This window comes from Pseudoduganella sp. GW821-FHT11H04, from assembly GCF_058807935.1.
Map to the genome: position 1 here is coordinate 231,983 of NZ_JBXARE010000004.1, position 18,412 is coordinate 250,394.

Here is an 18,412-nt window from a genome sequence, read left to right on the forward strand (position 1 = left end):
ACCTGATACTGCGTTCACCTGACCACAAGGAGAACCGCAATGCTAAAACTATTAGTTGCCGCCAGCCTGGCCTGCGCCCTGCCTGCCATGGCCGCAGAAACAACCCTGATCAAGGATGTCCGCGTCTTTGACGGACAGAAAGTGTACGCCAAGCGCAGCGTGCTGCTGGAAGGCGGCAAGATCGTCAATGCCGACTTCAAAGGCAAGGCGCCAGCCGGCGCGCAAGTGGTAGACGGCGCCGGCCGCACACTGATGCCGGGCCTGATCGATTCGCACACCCACAGCTACCAGCATCTCGAACTGCCGCTGGTGTTTGGCGTAACCAGTGAACTCGATATGTTCACCGCAGTGCCGCTGGTGCAGGAAATGAACGGTCGCATGGCGCGCGGTGAAAACAAGGACCGACCTGACATCATCTCCGCCGGCATCCTGGCCACGGTACCTGGCGGCCATGGCACCGAATACGGCATGCCTATCCCCACCCTGACCAAGCCGGAAGAGGCGCAGCCATGGGTCGATGCCCGTATTGCCGAAGGATCGCACTTCATCAAGATTGTTATGGAGCCGGGCCGGCTCGCCCACCCGACGCCATCCCTGGACCGAGCTACCGTGAAGGCGCTGATCTCGGCCGCCCACAAGCGCGGCAAGCTGGCCGTAGTGCACATTTCCAACCAGGCGGATGCCCGTACCGCGCTGGAAGAAGGCGCCGACGGCCTGGTGCACCTGTTCGACGGCGAGTCGATTTCGGATGCTGACCTCAAATCCTTCGTCAAACTGGCGCACGAGCGCAAGGCCTTCGTCATTCCGACCTTCAGCGTGCTGGAAAGTGTGTCCGGATTGAAGGAGAAGGATGTATTGGAAGACAAGCAGCTGATGGCGCTATTGACGCACGACCAGGTCATGCCGCTGAATTCTCCTTACGGCAAGAAGGAAACGGCCCAGCGCTTGAACGCCACCCAGTCCGTAGTGGCCGCTTTGCGTGCGGCTGGCGTGCCGGTGCTGGCTGGTACCGATGCCGGCAATGGCGGCACCCAGGCTGGCGTCAGCCTGCATCACGAATTGCTGGCGCTGAACCAGGCCGGTATGACGCCGCTGGAAGCACTGCGCTCCGCCACTTCGGTGCCGGCCAAGGCTTTCCACCTGTCCGACCGCGGCGTCATCGCCAAAGGCGCCAAGGCCGACCTGGTGCTGGTCGATGGCGACCCAAGCCAGGACATCAAAGCCAGCCGCAACATTGTCGAAGTCTGGAAGGATGGCGCGACCGTGTCGGCACGCCGCAAGGCGCAGCAGGAATTGGTGGCCAAGGAATTGAGTACGCCGAAAGCCGCGCCGCTGGCGCTGCCGGCCGATGGCATGATCAGCCTGTTCACCAAGGACAAGCTGGCCAGCCCATTCGGCACTGGCTGGGTGCCATCCAACGACGCTTTCCTGGGCGGTAAATCCACCGTGAACCTGGAGTTCGCAGGCGAAAATTCCGTGAACGTGAAGGCCAGCGTGCAGCCCGGGTTCGCCTTCCCGTGGGCCGGTATCGCGTTTGTGCCGGGCAGCCAGGCATTTCAGCCGGCTAACCTGAGCGCGGCCAAAACCCTGCGCTTCCGCGTCAAAGGCGACGGCCAGGGCTACCAGGTTGGCATCATGCATGGCAGCGCGCGCATCCCGGTCTACCAGCCGTTTGCCGCCGGTGCTGAATGGCAGGAAGTGGCGCTGCCGATGGCCAGCTTCGCCGGGGTCGATACCAGCGCGATCACGCTGATCATGTTCAATGCCGGTCCTAAAACTGGCGACTATCAGTTCCAGATCGCCGACGTGCGATTGACCAACCAGTAAGGGGAGCCAGTATGCAGCCACGTTGGATAAGGGGACCATGGGTGCCGCCGCACCTTGGCAAGGCGCCTTACCTGTGGCTGCTGTCGCTGAATTTCTTCTTCTGGAAGTACTTCTACATCAAGCCGACATTGCTGGAACTGGGCATGCTGGCACTGTCGATCGTCGTGTTCGTGCCGCTCTATTTTGCCAGCTACTGGCTGCGCAACCGGCGTGCGATACCGCTGCTGCTGGCAACTGTCGCCCTGGGCATCGCCTGGGCGCCATTCAATTTCGGCGCCTGCACTTTCTTTATCTTTGCCTGCTCGATGTGCGCGGCGCTGGAGCAGCCGCGCCAGGGCTACCTGGGCATCTGCCTGATTCTCTGCACGGCTGCGCTGGTGGCGATGTCGATCGAGCTGCCACTGAGTTTCCTGTTGCCGTCACTTGCGGTCGGCGCACCGGTTGGCGTGGCCAGCGTAATGGATGCCCGCGTGCGCCGCTCCGGCCAGCAGCTGTTGCGCAAGCAGGAGGAAGTTGAACACATTGCGCGCATCGCCGAACGCGAACGCATCTCGCGCGACCTGCATGACCTGCTGGGACACACCCTGTCGCTGATCGCCATCAAGGCTGAACTGGCAGGCCGCCTGCTGGAACGCGACACCGCCGCCACGGCAAAGGAAATCAAGGACATCGAAACCACTGCCCGTCACGCGCTGGCTGAAGTGCGTAGCGCAGTCACCGGCTACCGCCAAAGTGGCTTCGCCCAGGAGCTGGCGCAGGCGCGGGCCGCTTTGGCCGCCGCCGATGTGGAGCTGGACGCTGACGTGCAGCCTTTCGCCATGCCTGCCACGGCGGAAAACGTGTTGGCGCTGTCGCTGCGCGAAGCCGTCACCAACATACTGCGCCACGCCAAGGCTACGCGCTGCCAGGTCAGCGTGCGGCAGGATTGCGGTCAGATTTTTTGCCTGATCAGCGATGACGGAACTTCGCCGGTCGACCAGGAAGCCCTGGCTCGCGGAAACGGCTTGCGCGGAATGCGCGAACGCGTTTCAGCGGCTGGCGGGCGCCTGACGCTGCGGACTGGCCAAGGCGTGCTTGGGCGTGGTTTGGCGTTGGAATTACATTTACCGTTGGGAGCTATTACATGATCCGCGTTCTGATTGCCGAGGACCAGTCGCTGGTGCTGGGCGCGCTGGCTGCGCTGCTGAAGCTCGAACCGGACCTGGACGTGGTTGGCCAGGCGCGCAATGGGCAGGAAGCTCTGGCCCTGTGCGAGCAGCTCCAGCCCGACATCGTGCTGACCGATATAGAAATGCCCTTGATGACGGGCCTTGAACTGGCTGCTGTACTGGCTGAACGCGGCGCCGTGACGCGCGTCATGATCGTCACCACCTTCGCCCGCTCCGGTTACCTGCGCCGCGCCATGGCGGCAGGTGTGCGCGGCTACCTGCTGAAAGACGCCCCATCCGAATCCTTAGCGGCCGCCATCCGCAGCGTGCACGCCGGCGGCCGCGCGATCGCCCCCGAGCTGGCGCTGGAAAGCTGGAGCGGCGGTGAAGACCCCTTGAGCGAACGTGAACGCCAGGTCCTGCGCCTGGCAGGCGAAGGCCGCACCGGCGCCGAAATCGCCAAACAATTGAACCTCTCCGAAGGCACGGTGCGCAACTACCTGTCGGACGCAATCAGCAAACTCAATGCCGGCAACCGCGTGGAAGCCTTCCGCCTGGCCCGTGAAGCGGGCTGGCTTTAGGTAAATAGCGGAGGAAGTTCGGCGGCGCGCTTGCGCAGGAGCTGCTTGGCTTCTTCGTATTGCGGGTAGATGCGGCCCACGTTGGCCCAGAAGCGGGCACTGTGGTTCATTTCGAGGATATGCGCCAACTCGTGGGCCACCACGTAATCGACCAGCGGCAGCGAGAAGTGCATCAGCTTCCAGTTCAGGCGGATGGTGCGCTCTGCGGTGCAGGAGCCCCAGCGCGTGTCGGCGGAGGACAGCGAGAAGCCGGCATACTGCACGCCCAGGCGCGCTGCATACAGGTCCAGGCGCTGTTGGAACAGGCCTTCGGCTTGCGCCTTGTACCAGTTCTTCACGCGTTCCTTGAGCAGCTGCTCGGTGGCGCCTTGCACCAGTCCCATGGACAGCTCCATCGCCACCGGGTTGAACTCGGTGCGGTTGCGTGGCGCCTGATAGAGGCGCAGCGTGATTTCTTCGCCGAGGTAGGGCAGCCTGGCGCCGTCGTCCCATACGATGGGCGGCTTTTCCAAGCGTGCGGCGCGGCGCTGGCGGCGTTCGTCGAGCTTGGACAGGATCCAGTGCTGCTTGGCCCGGATAGCGTTGTCGATATCGGCCAGCGAGCAGCGCTTCGGCGCAGTGACATGCAGGCCGTTGTCGTCGACAGTGAAACCGATCGAGTGGCGCGCAGAGCGCTTCAGCACATATTCGAGGATGTATTCGCCGACCAGTAGTTGACGCTTGTCCTGGTCGCCGGTGAGCTGCGGGGAAGTCGGTTCAGGGCGGCGCAGCTGCACCGGTGGGCGCAGCAGGTTCACTGCCGCGGGAGCGGGAACGGGAAAGGGGGAAGAAGGCGCGGCCGCTGGCGGCGGCGCCTCCTGTTGCGCTTCAGCCTTTTCGGCTAGCCAGCGCTGTAGGCGTGGGGCGAAATGACGCGCATTTCTGATTCGATCCACTGTTCCACCTGTTCCATCAATTCGTCCGGAGTTTTACCTTCCGACGAAATTGGTTTTCCCACCGACACCGTAATGGTGCCCGGTTTCTTGATAAAGGAATTCTTTGGCCAGCATTCGCCGGAGTTCAGCGCGATCGGCACGACCACAGCGCCGGTCTCCACTGCCAGGCGTGTGCCGCCGCTCTTGTATTTGCCCTGCTGGCCGACCGGAATGCGAGTCCCTTCCGGGAACATAATAATCCATTGGCCGTCTTTGAGTCGACGCTTGCCGTGTGCAACAACAGATTTGAATGCGTTCTTGCCTTGTTTGCGATCGATCGGGATCATGCGCAGCAGCGCGATGCCCCAGCCGAAGAAGGGGATGTACAGGATTTCTTTCTTGAACACGAACACCAGCGGGCGTGGCAGGTTTGCCAGCAAGAAGATGGTCTCCCATGCCGACTGGTGCTTGGACAGGATGATCGCCGGCGCATCCGGGAAGTTCTCGTAGCCCTTGAACTGGTAGTTAATGCCGCAGATCCATTTGGCGCACCAGATCATGAAGACATTCCAGCGCGAAGTCACGAAATAGCGTTTGTTGTATGGCAGCGGCGCTGCCAGCATGCAGACTCCCGACCAAATGATGGTGGCAACCACCATCAGCAACGTGAACACGAGGGAACGCAGGAACAGAACGAAATTACGCAACGACAGTCTCCAGTTATTCTGATTTCAAGATGTGATCAACGGTGGCGGCCAGGTCGGGGAAGACCTGGGTGCCGGGCGGCAGGCCGCCGGTGGCATGGGTCTTCTCGCCTTTGCCGGTCAATACCAGGAAAGGCACGCAGCCGCTAATGAAGCCTGCTTGCAGGTCGCGCAGCGAATCGCCGACGGTTGGCACGCCTTTCAGGCTGATTTCGAAGCGCTTCGAGATTTCCGTGAACATGCCAGGTTTTGGTTTGCGGCAGTCGCAGTTGTCGGCCGCAGCGTGCGGGCAGAAGAAGATGGCGTCGATATCGGCGCCAACCTGCTGCGCCAGGCGGTGCAGCTTCTGGTGGATCGCATTCAGGGTGTTGATGTCGAAGTACTGGCGGGCGATGCCCGACTGGTTCGACGCGATCACCACGCGATAACCCGCCTGGTTCAGGCGGGCGATCGCTTCCAGCGAGCCGGGGATGGGGATCCATTCGTCGGGGGACTTGATGAAGTCCGGCGAGTCGTGGTTGATCACCCCATCGCGGTCCAGGATGATGAGCTTTGTCGGCTGGCTTTGTGGCATATCAGGCAGCCAGCTTGGAGATGTCCGCTACGCGGTTCATCATGCCGTGCAGGGACGACAGCAGCGCCAGGCGGTTGTTGCGCAGGGCGATGTCTTCGGCCATGACCATCACGTCGTTGAAGAAGGCGTCGACTTCTTCCTTCAGTTGCGCCAACGTTTTGAGCGTGGCGCTGAAGTCGCCCTTGGCCCATGCGGCATCCACTTCCGGCGCTACGCGGCCCATGGCGGCGTGCAGGGCCTTTTCTGCGGCGTCCTGCAGCAGCTCGGCCTTGACGGTGCTCGCCTGTGCCAGCGCTTCCTCGTTCTTCTTCAGGATGTTGGTGATGCGCTTGTTGGCGCCGGCCAGAGAGACCGATTCCGGCAGGGCGGCGAAGGCTTGCACGGCCTCCAGGCGCTGCACGATGTCATCCAGGCGGTCAGGGTTCTGCGCCACGACGGCTTCGATCTCGTTCACGCTGAAGCCGCGTTCGCGCAGCATGCCGCGCAGGCGGTCCAGCATGAAGGCGGCAACTTCGGCGGTTGGATCCTTGAAGTTCGGCACGGCCACGAATTGCTGCGCGGCGTCGCCCAGCAGCGCGGAGATGGACAGCGGCAGGCGCTTTTCCACCAGCATGCGCAGCACGCCGAGGGCGTGGCGGCGCAGCGCGAACGGGTCCTTGTCGCCGGTTGGCTGCAGGCCGATGGCCCAGATGCCGACCAGGGTTTCGACCTTGTCGGCCAGCGCCACGGCGGTGCCGGTGGCGGTGGACGGCAGGTTGTCGCCGGCGAAGCGCGGCTGGTAGTGCTCGGAAGCGGCCAGTGCGACTTCTTCGTGCTCGCCATCGTGGCGTGCGTAGTAGGTGCCCATGATGCCTTGCAGCTCAGGGAATTCGCCCACCATATCGGTCAGCAGGTCGGCCTTGGACAGGCGTGCGGCGCGGTCGGCCAAGGCCTTGTCGCCGCCGATGCGGCCGGCAATGGCTGCTGCCAGCGAGGTGACGCGCTCGGAGCGTTCGGCTTGGGTGCCCAGCTTATTGTGGTAGACCACGTTCTTCAGCAGCGGCAGGCGCGATTCCAGCGACTTCTTCTTGTCCTGTTCGAAGAAGAACTTGGCGTCGGACAGGCGCGGGCGCACCACGCGCTCGTTGCCGCCAATGATGGCGGCCGGGGTGTCGGTTGCAATGTTCGACACGATCAGGAAGCGCGAGCGCAGCTTGCCGTTGGCGTCGGTCAGGGCGAAGTATTTCTGGTTGGTCTGCATGGTGAGAATCAGGCATTCCTGCGGCACAGCCAGGAATTCTTCCTCGAAGTGGCATTCGTACACGACTGGCCATTCGACCAGGGACGACACTTCTTCCAGCAGCGCTTCGGGCATCAGGACCTGGTCGGCGCCGGCCTTTTGCAGCAGTGCGGTGCGAATCGCTTCTTTACGTGCGTCGAAGCCGGCTACCACTTTGCCGGCATCTGCCAGGGTGGCGGCATACGCTTCGGCGTTGGCAACGGTGACTTCGCGCTTGCCCGGTTCGGTCAGGAAGCGGTGGCCCTCGGTCTTGTTCGATGCGGTCAGGCCCAGCAAGGTCAATGGCAGCACGTCGGCGCCATGCAAGGCGATCAGCGCGTGGGCCGGGCGCACGAATTGCACGGTCTCGCCGTCCGGACGCTGGTAGCTCATGACTTTAGGGATAGGCAGCTTGGCGATGGTTTCTTCCAGCGCTGCTTGTGCGCCCGCTTGCAGGGCGGAGCCGGCGGCCTGCTTGGTGTAAAAGAAGCTTTCGGCTTTGCCGTCCTGGGCGCGTTCCATATCGGCCACGGCGACGTGGGCCAGGCCCATGGCGGCCAGCTTCTTGGTCAGCGGCGCGGTCGGGTTGCCGTCGGCGTCCAGCGCGATGGCGACCGGCAGGATCTTTTCGCGGACTTGCTTGTCTGGCGAGGTACCACGCACCTTGGTGATGGCCACGGCCAGGCGGCGCGGGGTGGCGTAGGCGGTGGCGACGCTGTCCTCTTCCAGGAAGTCGCGCGATTTCAGGCCGTTGACGATGCCAGCGGCGAAAGCGGCGCCCAGCTTGGACAGCGCTTTCGGCGGCAGTTCTTCGGTCAGCAGTTCGATGAGCAGGGTCTGATTCATGTTCGGTATTCTTTTATTTGGCGACCATTGGGAAGCCGAGGCGTTCGCGGGACTCGTAGTAGGCCTGGGCGACCATGCGCGACAGGGTGCGCACGCGGCCGATGTAGGCAGCGCGCTCGGTCACGGAAATGGCGCCGCGGGCGTCCAGCATATTGAAACTGTGCGAAGCTTTCATGATCTGCTCGTAGGCTGGCAGTACCAGTTGCAGCTCGATCAGGCGCTTGGCTTCGGATTCGTGGTTGGCGAATTGCGCGAACAGCAGGTCGGTGTTGGCGTGCTCGAAGTTGTAGGTCGATTGCTCCACTTCGTTCTGGTGGAACACGTCGCCGTATTTCAGCTGCTTCTTCTGGCCGTCCTCTTCCCACTCGGTCCAGACCAGGTCATAGACGTTCTCCACGCCTTGCAGGTACATGGCCAAGCGCTCGACGCCATAGGTGATCTCGCCCAGCACAGGCTTGCAATCGAGGCCGCCCACTTGCTGGAAGTAGGTGAACTGGGTCACTTCCATGCCGTTCAGCCAGACTTCCCAGCCCAGGCCCCAGGCGCCCAGGGTTGGGCTTTCCCAGTCGTCTTCCACGAAGCGCACGTCGTTCTGTTTCAGGTCCAGGCCCAGTGCGGACAGGGAGCCCAGGTACAGGTCCAGAATATTTTCCGGGGCCGGCTTCAGGACCACCTGGTATTGGTAGTAGTGCTGCAGGCGGTTCGGGTTTTCGCCGTAGCGGCCGTCTTTCGGGCGGCGGGACGGTTGGACGTAGGCCGCGCGCCAAGGCTCAGGACCGATTGCACGCAGGAAAGTACCGGTGTGGAAGGTGCCCGCGCCGACTTCCATGTCGTACGGCTGGAGCAATGCGCAGCCCTGCTTGTCCCAGTAGGTTTGCAGGGTCAGGATAATTTGTTGAAATGTCAGCATCGTGGTCGTTGGTGGCGCCTTGGCGCGAGCGTTATCGGTTCGCTAAAACGGCTCATTTTAGCGGGTTTTGCCGTGAACCTGTAGAGTTTCCCCGGATCGGCAGGGTGTTTGATCCATATCAAAGCTCAGGCTCGCTGACCGAACCGGCGTCGAGCCGGGGCGTCCAAGCTATATGGATACCCCAAACGCCGACTATGACTCGGTCTGGAAACAGGCGATTGAGCTCTACTGGCCTGATTTCACGGAACTTTTCCTACGCGAGAAGTGGGGAAGTCGTTCCGCCAGCGCGGATTTGCGGAACGCATGTTTGTTTGCCAATACCGACTTTACGACCAGTTCCGGTTACCGGTGCGCAGTATCGCGATTCTTGGAGACTGTAGCCCAACCTGGCGGCCAAGCCGATTCGAGCTCGCTGCCGGCAATTCCCGCACGACGTTCGAATTCGAGACCATCAAGTTACGTGATTTTGAAAGCTGTCTGGAAGAGCTACTCCTTAGCGATAACGTTTTTGCCTGGCTGGTTGTAGCCCATCTATTTACCCTGCGAACTCGCGGGGAACCTTTAGAACGTGCGATTGTCAAAGACAAACTGCTGACGGGACTGCGCAACTGTGGTTGGCCGCGAAACAAGTTCCTTGACGCTTACGATCTAATTGACCGGATGATGACTTTGCCAAATTCCCTGCAAGCTGAGTTGGAAGTGCAGCAGCAAACTTTCGAAGGGAGGAGTGAAATGGCTTGGAAATATTTATGGCAAGAGCGCGCTGAACAGCGCGGCGAAGCTCGAGGAGAAGCTCGAGGAGAAGCTCGAGGAGAAGCTCGAGGAGAAGCTCGAGGAGAAGCAATTGGGGAAGCTCGAGGGGAGGCGCGTGGTGAAGCTCGTGGTGAAGCCCGTGGCGTAGTTCTTGGGCGACTGGAGACGCTGAAAAAAATGGTCTGCGCTTTGCTCGAAACGCGCTTCGGGCCACTCGATGATGGCACGCGAGAGAAGGTTAATTCGGGTTCGCAGGATGAATTGCAGCGCTGGTGCCTGGCGGTGGTGACCGCCAGGACCATTGACGAGGTCTTTTAGCCGCGTGGCTTACGTGACCAGAGCCAGGCGGCCCCGATCGACAGGACTGCGAGGGCGAGGAAGAGCTTGTTCTGAAGCTTGATGTAAGGCGTGTCTCCGGACATGCCTTGCACCGTTGCGCTCAGGACGCCCGGCTGACGGTAAGGCAGGGCGTGCGCGACTTCACCGCGCGGGGAGATCACGACCGTGGCGCCGCTGTTGGTGGCGCTCAGCATCGGGCGGCCGGTTTCCAGCGAGCGCATTTGCGACATCTGCAAGTGCTGCGGGATGGCGATCGATTCGCCGTACCAGGCCAGCTCGGATACATTCAGCATCACGGTCGCGCCGGTCAGCGAAATCTGTTCCGCGATTTCCTCTCCAAACACATTCTCGTAGCAGATATTCGGCAGCACCTTCTGGTCCTTCACCCGGAATGGCGCCTGGATCACCGCGCCACGCGTCTGGTCGCCCAGCGGAATCTGCATCAGGTTGGTGAACCAGCGGAAGCCGGTCGGAATGAACTCTCCGAATGGCACCAGGTGGTGCTTGTCGTAGCGGTAGGCGCGCTCGGACAGCGTTGGTGGCAAGCCAAGCACGCTATTGGAGTATTCCACACCATTGGTCATCGGGATGCCCAGCACGATATGGCTGCCGGTGCGGCGCGCGAACTGGCCGTAGGCGTCCAGGTAGCCTGGCGGGAGCTGGGAGGCAAATAGCGGAACACCCGTCTCGGGAATCGCAATCAAGTCGGCCGGAGCAGAAGTCACCACTTGCTGGTACATGCCCAGGATAGCACCGAGATGCCTGGCATCGAACTTGTTCTCCAGCGGCACATTGCCCTGTACCAGGCGTACCGAGAGCGGCTTGCCGGAAGGCGCAGTCCATTCGATGCGGCCCAGCGCAAAACCGCCGATCCAGATTGCCGCCACCAGCGCGATAGCCTTGTAGCGGAACGGGTGCATCAGCAGCGGCAAGGCGCCGGCCGTGATGGCGGCGAGCCAGCTGATGCCGTACACGCCTAGTACCGGTGCATAACCAGCCAGCGGCGAAGTGTTGTGCGCATAGCCCGCCGTCACCCAAGGGAAACCGGTGAACAGCCAGCCGCGCATGAATTCGAACAAGGCCCAGCACGCCGGCAACACCAACAGCGCGGCGGCAGGCAAGGGCAGAGGCCAGCGCTTGCGAAGCCAGGCGGTAGCACCCATGGCACCCGCAGCGTACAGGGCCATCGCCGCGGCCAGCAGGGCGATGGAAATCGCAGCCAGCGGCGCCGGCATGCCGCCGAAACGGTTGATCGCGATATACAGCCAATGGAAACCAGCGAGGCACCAGCCAAAGCCGAAAGCCCAGCCCACCAGGGCGGAGGCGCGCACGCCATCGGCGCGCAAGGCCTGGTACACGAGCACGGCGAGGGAAAGAATTTGCAGCGGCCACCAGCCGAACGGGGCGAACGCAAACACACCGGCCGCGCCGGCGACGGCGGCGATCAGCATGCGGCTACGGGTAGAGCGGGGCGCGGCAGGCGCTTCGCCTGCCTTGGTCTTACGCCAGCGCATCAGTCCTGCTCGTCCACGGCGGCTGGCAGTTTTTCAACAGTCAGCACATGGACCTGGCGCGCATCGGCGCGCAGCACTTCAAAGCGCAGGTTGGCGATGTCGAAGGTATCGCCCTTGTGTGGCATGCGGCCCAGGTGCTTGGCTACCAGGCCGCCGATGGTGTCGACATCCTCGTCGGCCAGGTCGGCGTCCAGTTCTTCGTTGAACTGTTCCAGCTCGGTCAACGCCTTGACGCGCCAGCGCGGGCCGATCTTGCCTTCCTTGATGGAGAGGATATTGTCTTCTTCTTCATCGAAATCGTATTCATCTTCGATATCGCCGACGATCTGCTCCAGCACGTCTTCGATGGTGATCAGCCCGGCTACGCCGGAGTACTCATCGACCACGATGGCCATATGGTTATGGTTGGCGCGGAAGTCGCGCAACAGCACGTTCAGGCGTTTCGATTCCGGGATGAAGATCGCCGGGCGCAGCATGTCGCGCACGTCGAAAGATTCTTCCGCGTAGTAGCGCAGCAGGTCCTTGGCCAGCAGGATGCCGACCACCTTGTCGCGCTCACCTTCGATGGCAGGGAAGCGCGAGTGGGCTGTTTCCAGCACCAGCGGGATCCATTCCTCGATCGGCTTGGTGATATCGATGACATCCATCTGCGAGCGCGGGATCATGATGTCGCGCGCCGACAAGTCCGAGACCTGGAACACGCCTTCGATCATCGACAGCGCATCGGCGTCGATCAGGTTGCGTTCATGGGCGTCGTGCAGGACTTCAAGCAGCTCCGAGCGGCTCTCGGGCTCAGGGGAAATCAGGGCGGTGAGTCGCTCGAACAGCGACCGGTGTGGTTTAGCGTCATTCCTGACGCTACTAGAGTGCTCTTGCATAATTGGCATTAAAGCCGTTGTTCCGAAGTGCTATAGCATACACTAAACAGCCGAGTACCGGCCGAAATTATCAGATTGGAAACTCATGCAGATCAGTGCAGTCACCTATGGCTCCGACCAGTGCGGGCTCGTTTGCGCATACCTGTTCGGGCGTGGCCCGCAACCGGTGCCGATCGAAGCGTCTGAGGCCGAACAATGGCTGCATGAAACGGCCAGTCCGCCCGGTGAATTCATTTGGCTGCATTTCAACCTTGCCAACACCGCCAGCGAAAAATGGATGCGCGAACATGCGGTGCTTGCTAATGAATACTACGACAGCCTGCACGAGGAGGGCGCGCGCTCGACACGCATCGAACAGGCCGACGATACGCTGGTGGCGGTGGTCAACGACGTGTTGCGCGACTTCAGCTTCGAGCCCTCGGATATTTCCAGCGTCTGCCTGAGCGTGGACAGGCGCCTGGTGGTCAGCGCGCGCCGCAAGCCGCTACAGGCGGTGGAGCGTTTGCGGCAAGCCGTGCTCGGCGGGGAAAACCTGGTGTCCAGCGTGGTCCTGCTGACCCACCTGTTACGCGACCAGGCCGACGTGCTGACCCGCATCGTGCGCGATGCCACGAGCAAGGTCGATCGCATCGAAGACAACCTCCTGTCGGGCAAGCTGAAATTCAAGCGCGCCGACCTTGGCGCCTTGCGGCGGGTGCTTGTGCGCCTGCAAAGGCTGCTTGCACCTGAACCTGCGGCGCTTTTCCGGCTGCTGCAACGGCCGCCGTCATGGGCCAGCGATGCCGATCGCCAGGAGCTGCGCGAGTCGACCGAGGAGTTTGCCGTGGTGCTGAACGACATGGCGGCGCTGCAGGAACGCATCAAATTGCTGCAGGAAGAGATTGCGGCCCTGGCCAGCGAGGCCAATAACCGCAGCCTCTATGTGTTGACCATCGTGACCGTGCTGGCGCTGCCGATCAATATCATTGCCGGCCTGCTCGGGATGAACGTGGGTGGCGTTCCGCTGGCGGAAGATAAATCCGGCTTCTGGATCATCGCCGGCATTGTGGCGCTGTTCACCGTGGTAGCCGGCGCCTGGTTATTTCGACAGCGAAACGATTAATATGGATCGGCGTAACCGAGGCCGGTGACGATCTCGGTTTCGATGCCTTCCATCTCGGCCGCTTCTTCGTCGTCTTCGTGGTCGTAGCCCTGGGCGTGCAGCACGCCGTGTACGATCAGGTGGGCGGTGTGCTCCTCCACGGATTTCTTCTGCTCGGCCGCTTCACGCTGCAGCACGTCGGTGCAGAGGATAATGTCGGCGCGGGTCGGTTCGTCTTCCGCCACGTCTTCGCCTTCGTTGTAGGCAAAGGTCAGCACATTGGTGGCGTAGTCCTTGCCGCGGTAGTCGCGGTTCAGTTCCTGGCCTTCCTCAGCATCGACGAAGCGGATGGTCAACTCCGCCGGCGCGAACAAGGCGGCCTTGACCCATTTGCGGATCATCGGGCGGGTGATTTCTTCCTGCAGGCGCGGGTCGGCGTATTGGACGGACAGGGTCAGCTTATTTTTTTCGGACATTGCGCACGGCTTTCACAGCGGGTTTGACGGTTTGCAGCAGCGGAGCGATTTCGGCGCTGGCTTCCTGCGAGCTTTCATAGGCGTCGACAATGCGCGCCACCAGCGGATGGCGCACCACGTCGGCGCTGGAGAACTGGCTGAAGGCGATGCCGCGCACATTGCGCAGCACATGCATGGCATCGACCAGGCCGGACCTCTGGTGCTTGGCCAGGTCGATCTGGGTGACGTCGCCCGTCACCACGGCCTTGCTGCCGAAGCCGATACGGGTCAGGAACATCTTCATCTGTTCGACGGTGGTGTTCTGAGCCTCGTCCAGGATGACGAAGGCGTGGTTCAGCGTGCGGCCGCGCATGTATGCCAGCGGCGCGATCTCGATCACCTGCTTCTCGAACATCTTCTGCGTGCGGTCAAAGCCGAGCAGGTCGTACAGCGCGTCGTACAGGGGACGCAGGTATGGGTCGACTTTCTGCGCCAGGTCGCCCGGCAGGAAGCCCAGGCGTTCGCCCGCTTCCACTGCAGGGCGGGTCAGGATGATGCGCTTGACCGCGTCGCGTTCCAGCGCATCGACGGCGCAGGCCACGGCGAGATAAGTCTTGCCGGTACCGGCAGGGCCGACGCCGAAGCTGATGTCGTGGTCGAGGATGTTGCGCAGGTAGCGGATCTGGTGCGGCGTGCGGCCGCGGAGGTCGTTGCGGCGCGTCTTCAGCACAGGACTGGTGATATCCGGCTCGTGGAAGGGCGGCTCTTCACCGGCTGGGACGAAATCGTCCTGCGCCTCGTTGGCGCGCTGTTCGACCAGGGCCAGTTGCACCTCTTCCACCGGCACCACTTTATCGGCGACCTCGTAGAAGCGTTCAAGGATGGCGACTGCGCGTTCTGCATTGGTGCCGCTGACGATGAACTTCTCGCCGCGGCGGAAAATGGTCACGTCCAGCGCGGCCGAAATCTGGCGTAGGTTTTCATCGAGCGGTCCACACAGGTGGGCCAGGCGCGTGTTGTCCAGCGGTTCTGGAACGAAGTAGTGCGGTTGCACCGGGGTTTTTGTTTTCAAAGGTTCGCTTCTCCGCGCAGGGAGTAATCCAGGCTTTCAGTGATGCGCACGCTGACCATCCGGCCGATCAGTGACTGCGCATTGGCGCCGCCGTCGAAATGGACGGTGCGGGTATTGCTGGCGCGGCCCTGCATGTCATTGCCGCCGCGCTTGGATGGGCCTTCCACCAGCACCTGCATGGTCATGCCGACCATGGCGGCGCTGTGGCGCTTGGTGTTCCCGTCGAACAGGGCTTGCAGGCGTTGCAGGCGGGCCGATTTCACTTCGGCCGGCGTGTCGTCGGATAGGTTGGCGGCCGGCGTGCCGGGACGCTTGCTGAAGATGAAGCTGAAGCTGTTGTCGAAATCGACGTCCTGCACCAGCTTATACATCGCTTCGAAATCCTCGTCCGTCTCGCCGGGGAAGCCGACGATAAAGTCGGAGGAGATCACCACGTTCGGGCGCACCGCGCGCACTTTGCGGATGATGGATTTGTATTCCAGCGCCGTGTAGCCGCGCTTCATGGCACCCAGGATCTTGTCCGAGCCATGCTGGGCCGGCAGGTAGAGCTGGTCGGCCAGTTTGGGAATGCGGGCATAGCAGTCGATCAGGCGCTGCGTGAATTCTTTTGGATGGCTGGTGACGAAGCGGATACGCTCAATGCCCGGAATCTCGGCCACGTATTCAATCAGCATGGCGAAATCGGCGATGCCGCCGTCGGCGGTCTCGCCACGGAAAGCGTTCACGTTCTGGCCAAGAAGCATGACTTCCTTCACGCCCTGCGCGGCCAGGCCGGCGACTTCGGTCAGCACGTCCTCGAAACGGCGCGACACTTCCTCGCCGCGGGTGTAAGGCACCACGCAGTAGGAACAGTACTTGGAGCACCCTTCCATGATGGAGACGTAAGCGAAAGCGCCTTCCACGCGCGCCGGCGGCAGGTGGTCGAACTTCTCGATTTCAGGGAAGCTGATGTCGATTTGCGGCTTGCCGGACTGGCGGCGCAGCTCGATCATCTTCGGCAAGCGGTGCAAGGTCTGCGGGCCGAACACCACGTCCACCAGCGGCGCGCGCTTGACGATGGCTTCGCCTTCCTGCGAGGCGACGCAGCCGCCCACGCCGATCACCAGTTCAGGCTTGGCTTGCTTGAGCTTCTTGAAGGTTCCCAGGTCCGAAAACACCTTCTCCTGTGCCTTTTCGCGCACGGAACAGGTGTTAAGGAGGATAACGTCGGCGTCTTCCGGGGATTCGGTGCGTACCAGCCCCTCGGACGCGCCGAGCAGGTCTGCCATCTTGTCCGAGTCGTACTCGTTCATCTGGCAACCGAAGGTTTTGATAAATACTTTTTTCTGCATACCTGCAAGTTTACCGTAAATCGCCATCCCGCCCTTGAAATCGGCCCCCACGGGCTCTAGAGTTAAAAAAGCATGTTTTGCCGGGAGACCGTCATGGCTATCAGTGGAGTGGGGGCGACCACCCCGAATTTCCAGCAAGTCGACAATGCCGCCGCCGAGCGCCGCCTGGAAGAGCAACGCCAGCAGCGTATTGACGAGCAGCGTATCCGTGACGAGCAGGTCGCCCGAACCGAGCGCGCCACGACTCAGGCCGCGGAGGCGCGCCGCACCGAACAATCCCAGGCAGCCGAGCAGCAGGACTTCCTTACTCGACAGCAATTACTGGCCCAAAATGCGCAAGCCAACCGCCCTACGCCTGGCACGCCGGCGCCCGGTAGCATTATTTCCGTTACCGCCTGAAATATCCTTGCATCATAATTTCCTGTGGTTCTTTCGTGCGACACAGTAAAAGTGACTGTGGTGAAATGGCATTGTTGTCAAGATTTTCGGCAAATCATCGCCAAGTCTTGATGTTGAACAAGGTTCGCTTCGTTGTGCGGCATGAGAATTTGCCAATACAGCAGGGCCTTCCTCAACACTCCACTGTCAAGAGAGGATCATCATGACACACCACGCTCTCGCTTCGCAGGAAAGCTATAACCCGAACCACCTGCTCGACATCCTGCTCGGCAAAATGCAATTGAAGAACGATGCTGCGCTGTCTCGTATGCTGGAAGTTGCTCCGCCTGTCATCAGCAAGATCCGCCACCACCGCTTGCCGGTCGGCGCCTCGCTGCTGATCCGCATGCACGAAGTGACCGGAATGAGCATCCGCGAGCTGCGTGACCTGATGGGCGACCGCCGCACCAAGTACCGCCTGTCCGATGCGCAAGGCCGTCCGAAACCTGACGACAAACCGCTCGGCGCCGCGACGCAGGGCGGCATGCCGCAGGCCAGCGCGCACTAAGCACCTCGCACCAAGCGCTAAGCCATCAGCAACATCGCAATTTCTTCGAATTGCAGTTCCGTTTCGCGGAACAGGTGCAGGCAGGTATCATCGCTCAGGTTGAGTGCTTTCCAGGCCACGGGGGAAACGGACGGCACCATGTCGTCCGGTTTCTTTGCCAGGTCCAGCGCATGCACTACGGCGTCTGCCACGTGGATGATGGCTGCCAAGAAGCCGGCGCCCACCTTGCCTGGATCATGATGGCCGGCGATCGCCAGCTGCATGGTGTCTGAAAAATTCCAATGCTCCGCCAATGCCAGGCCGGCTTCGACGTGGTCGATGCCCAGCACTGCGCGTTCCGCATCGAGTGTGTAGCAATCGTTCGCCTGCTGGTAGGCGATGACCTGCGCGTATTCCTGCGGGAAGCTCGACACCAGCACCAGTCGGCCAATATCGTGCAATAAGCCTGCGGTGAAGGCGTAATCCTGGTTGAAGCGCACATGGCGCGCCAGCACTTTCGAGCAGGCCGCAGTGGCAATCGAATGACGCCAGAACATGCTGTGGTCAAAGCCGGCGCACTGCTTGCCGGTAAAGCAGCCGGTGACCGCGGCAGCCGTGATCAGGTTGCGCGTACTCTGAAAGCCAAGGAAGGTAATCGCCTGCTGGATCGTGGTCACCTTGACCTGCAATCCGAACAGGGAGGAATTGGCCAGGCGCAGCGTCTTGGCGGTCAGCGCCTGGTCGTGCGAGACTTTCTTGGCCAGTATGGTGATGTCGACGTCTTCCTGGTCGATGCTGTTCAAGAGTTCCATCACCACGGCGGGCAGCGAGGGCAGGTCCTCCAGGTTATTCACCACGTCGTCGTATGTGAGCGGCAGGCTCATGCAGCCTCCTTGCCAACGCGGAACTCTGTGACCAGCGCGCGCAGCGACTGGCTGGCCGAGTCTTCGATATCGTCCGGGTCGTGGCGGCGGAACAGCACGGCAATGCGCGCCAATGCGGCTTCGCGTTCGGCCTCGGTTTGTACGGGATCGGGCGGCGAATCGTCCACCACCGCAAGCGATTCGATGCCGTGACCCGGCATGCGCTCCAACATTTTTTCGGTCAGCACGGCGCCGGCTGGCAGCAGGACCTGGCCCTGCTTGTCGAGCAGTTCATCGGATAAGACCATGCCGGGCTGGACTTCGGCCAGGGGCAGGTGGCGGTAAGTACCCGTCATTTTTATTCTCCCAGGTAAGTACAACTGATCTTACCTCAGTGCCGCCAAGTCATCACCCTTAAAATCTTGCCAAGCGACACTGC

At 61.7% G+C, this 18,412-nt stretch carries 19 protein-coding genes; 7 read left to right on the plus strand and 12 right to left on the minus strand.

What is annotated here, in order from left to right:
- The first annotated feature begins 39 nt into the window (after positions 1 to 39).
- From AC1RTP_RS11255 to AC1RTP_RS11265, 3 genes are read left to right on the plus strand one after another with little or no spacing between them, the layout of a single operon-like run.
- Positions 40 to 1,827 carry a CIA30 family protein gene (locus tag AC1RTP_RS11255; RefSeq protein ID WP_498607521.1) on the plus strand — a complete coding sequence of 596 codons (1,788 nt, stop codon included), beginning with the start codon at positions 40 to 42 and terminating at the stop codon, positions 1,825 to 1,827.
- A gap of 11 nt (positions 1,828 to 1,838) precedes the next feature.
- Complete coding sequence (locus AC1RTP_RS11260; RefSeq protein ID WP_498607523.1) at positions 1,839 to 2,954, plus strand: sensor histidine kinase; 1,116 nt, start codon at positions 1,839 to 1,841, stop codon at positions 2,952 to 2,954.
- Entirely contained in the window at positions 2,951 to 3,556 is a 606-nt protein-coding gene (locus tag AC1RTP_RS11265) for a response regulator (RefSeq protein ID WP_498607524.1), read from the plus strand. The genes AC1RTP_RS11260 and AC1RTP_RS11265 overlap by 4 nt, the downstream gene beginning before the upstream one ends.
- Here the strand turns inward: AC1RTP_RS11265 and AC1RTP_RS11270 are convergent.
- From AC1RTP_RS11270 to glyQ, 5 genes are read right to left on the minus strand one after another with little or no spacing between them, the layout of a single operon-like run.
- The gene (locus tag AC1RTP_RS11270; RefSeq protein ID WP_498607526.1) at positions 3,553 to 4,491 is read right to left on the minus strand and encodes a M48 family metallopeptidase; all 939 of its coding nucleotides are present in this window, start codon (positions 4,489 to 4,491) and stop codon (positions 3,553 to 3,555) included. The two genes, AC1RTP_RS11265 and AC1RTP_RS11270, sit on opposite strands and share 4 nt — an antisense overlap.
- The gene (locus AC1RTP_RS11275; RefSeq protein ID WP_498607527.1) at positions 4,437 to 5,177 is read right to left on the minus strand and encodes a lysophospholipid acyltransferase family protein; all 741 of its coding nucleotides are present in this window, start codon (positions 5,175 to 5,177) and stop codon (positions 4,437 to 4,439) included. Before AC1RTP_RS11275 ends, AC1RTP_RS11270 begins: the two co-directional genes overlap by 55 nt.
- A 13-nt stretch (positions 5,178 to 5,190) precedes the next feature.
- Entirely contained in the window at positions 5,191 to 5,748 is a 558-nt protein-coding gene (gmhB, locus tag AC1RTP_RS11280; protein WP_498607529.1) for a D-glycero-beta-D-manno-heptose 1,7-bisphosphate 7-phosphatase, read from the minus strand.
- A 1-nt stretch (position 5,749) separates the two neighbouring features.
- Positions 5,750 to 7,852, minus strand: a complete 2,103-nt coding sequence (gene glyS, locus AC1RTP_RS11285) for a glycine--tRNA ligase subunit beta (RefSeq protein WP_498607531.1) — start codon at positions 7,850 to 7,852, stop codon at positions 5,750 to 5,752.
- Between the two features lie 13 nt (positions 7,853 to 7,865).
- Positions 7,866 to 8,762, minus strand: a complete 897-nt coding sequence (gene glyQ, locus AC1RTP_RS11290) for a glycine--tRNA ligase subunit alpha (RefSeq protein WP_498607533.1) — start codon at positions 8,760 to 8,762, stop codon at positions 7,866 to 7,868.
- Between the two features lie 303 nt (positions 8,763 to 9,065).
- On the opposite strand from glyQ, the gene AC1RTP_RS11295 reads away from it, so the two are divergent.
- Entirely contained in the window at positions 9,066 to 9,833 is a 768-nt protein-coding gene (locus AC1RTP_RS11295; protein ID WP_498607535.1) for a hypothetical protein, read from the plus strand.
- Here AC1RTP_RS11295 and lnt read toward each other — a convergent pair.
- Both lnt and AC1RTP_RS11305 read right to left on the minus strand, forming a co-directional pair.
- Positions 9,830 to 11,368 carry an apolipoprotein N-acyltransferase gene (gene lnt / locus AC1RTP_RS11300; RefSeq protein ID WP_498607536.1) on the minus strand — a complete coding sequence of 513 codons (1,539 nt, stop codon included), beginning with the start codon at positions 11,366 to 11,368 and terminating at the stop codon, positions 9,830 to 9,832. The genes AC1RTP_RS11295 and lnt overlap by 4 nt on opposite strands.
- The gene (locus AC1RTP_RS11305) at positions 11,368 to 12,246 is read right to left on the minus strand and encodes a CorC family transporter (protein ID WP_498608048.1); all 879 of its coding nucleotides are present in this window, start codon (positions 12,244 to 12,246) and stop codon (positions 11,368 to 11,370) included. The genes lnt and AC1RTP_RS11305 overlap by 1 nt, the downstream gene beginning before the upstream one ends.
- An 85-nt stretch (positions 12,247 to 12,331) precedes the next feature.
- Between AC1RTP_RS11305 and AC1RTP_RS11310 the strand changes: the two genes are divergently transcribed.
- The gene (locus AC1RTP_RS11310) at positions 12,332 to 13,348 is read left to right on the plus strand and encodes a transporter (RefSeq protein WP_498607537.1); all 1,017 of its coding nucleotides are present in this window, start codon (positions 12,332 to 12,334) and stop codon (positions 13,346 to 13,348) included.
- Here AC1RTP_RS11310 and ybeY read toward each other — a convergent pair.
- From ybeY to miaB, 3 genes are read right to left on the minus strand one after another with little or no spacing between them, the layout of a single operon-like run.
- Complete coding sequence (gene ybeY / locus AC1RTP_RS11315; protein WP_498607539.1) at positions 13,345 to 13,803, minus strand: rRNA maturation RNase YbeY; 459 nt, start codon at positions 13,801 to 13,803, stop codon at positions 13,345 to 13,347. The genes AC1RTP_RS11310 and ybeY overlap by 4 nt on opposite strands.
- On the minus strand, positions 13,787 to 14,854 hold the full coding sequence (locus AC1RTP_RS11320; protein ID WP_498607541.1) for a PhoH family protein: 1,068 nt from the start codon (positions 14,852 to 14,854) through the stop codon (positions 13,787 to 13,789). Before AC1RTP_RS11320 ends, ybeY begins: the two co-directional genes overlap by 17 nt.
- Complete coding sequence (gene miaB / locus AC1RTP_RS11325) at positions 14,851 to 16,185, minus strand: tRNA (N6-isopentenyl adenosine(37)-C2)-methylthiotransferase MiaB (RefSeq protein WP_498607543.1); 1,335 nt, start codon at positions 16,183 to 16,185, stop codon at positions 14,851 to 14,853. The genes AC1RTP_RS11320 and miaB overlap by 4 nt, the downstream gene beginning before the upstream one ends.
- 93 nt (positions 16,186 to 16,278) lie before the next feature.
- On the opposite strand from miaB, the gene AC1RTP_RS11330 reads away from it, so the two are divergent.
- Complete coding sequence (locus AC1RTP_RS11330) at positions 16,279 to 16,584, plus strand: hypothetical protein (RefSeq protein WP_498607544.1); 306 nt, start codon at positions 16,279 to 16,281, stop codon at positions 16,582 to 16,584.
- A gap of 202 nt (positions 16,585 to 16,786) precedes the next feature.
- Positions 16,787 to 17,131 (plus strand): hypothetical protein, encoded by a 345-nt coding sequence (locus tag AC1RTP_RS11335; protein ID WP_498607546.1) that lies wholly within the window; start codon positions 16,787 to 16,789, stop codon positions 17,129 to 17,131.
- 17 nt (positions 17,132 to 17,148) lie between these two features.
- Here AC1RTP_RS11335 and AC1RTP_RS11340 read toward each other — a convergent pair whose 3' ends face one another.
- Together AC1RTP_RS11340 and AC1RTP_RS11345 are read right to left on the minus strand one after the other, a co-directional pair.
- Entirely contained in the window at positions 17,149 to 17,994 is an 846-nt protein-coding gene (locus AC1RTP_RS11340; protein ID WP_498607548.1) for an HDOD domain-containing protein, read from the minus strand.
- Positions 17,991 to 18,329: a hypothetical protein gene (locus AC1RTP_RS11345; protein ID WP_498607550.1), complete on the minus strand. Its 339-nt coding sequence runs from the start codon at positions 18,327 to 18,329 to the stop codon at positions 17,991 to 17,993. Before AC1RTP_RS11345 ends, AC1RTP_RS11340 begins: the two co-directional genes overlap by 4 nt.
- Positions 18,330 to 18,412: the final 83 nt, after the last annotated feature.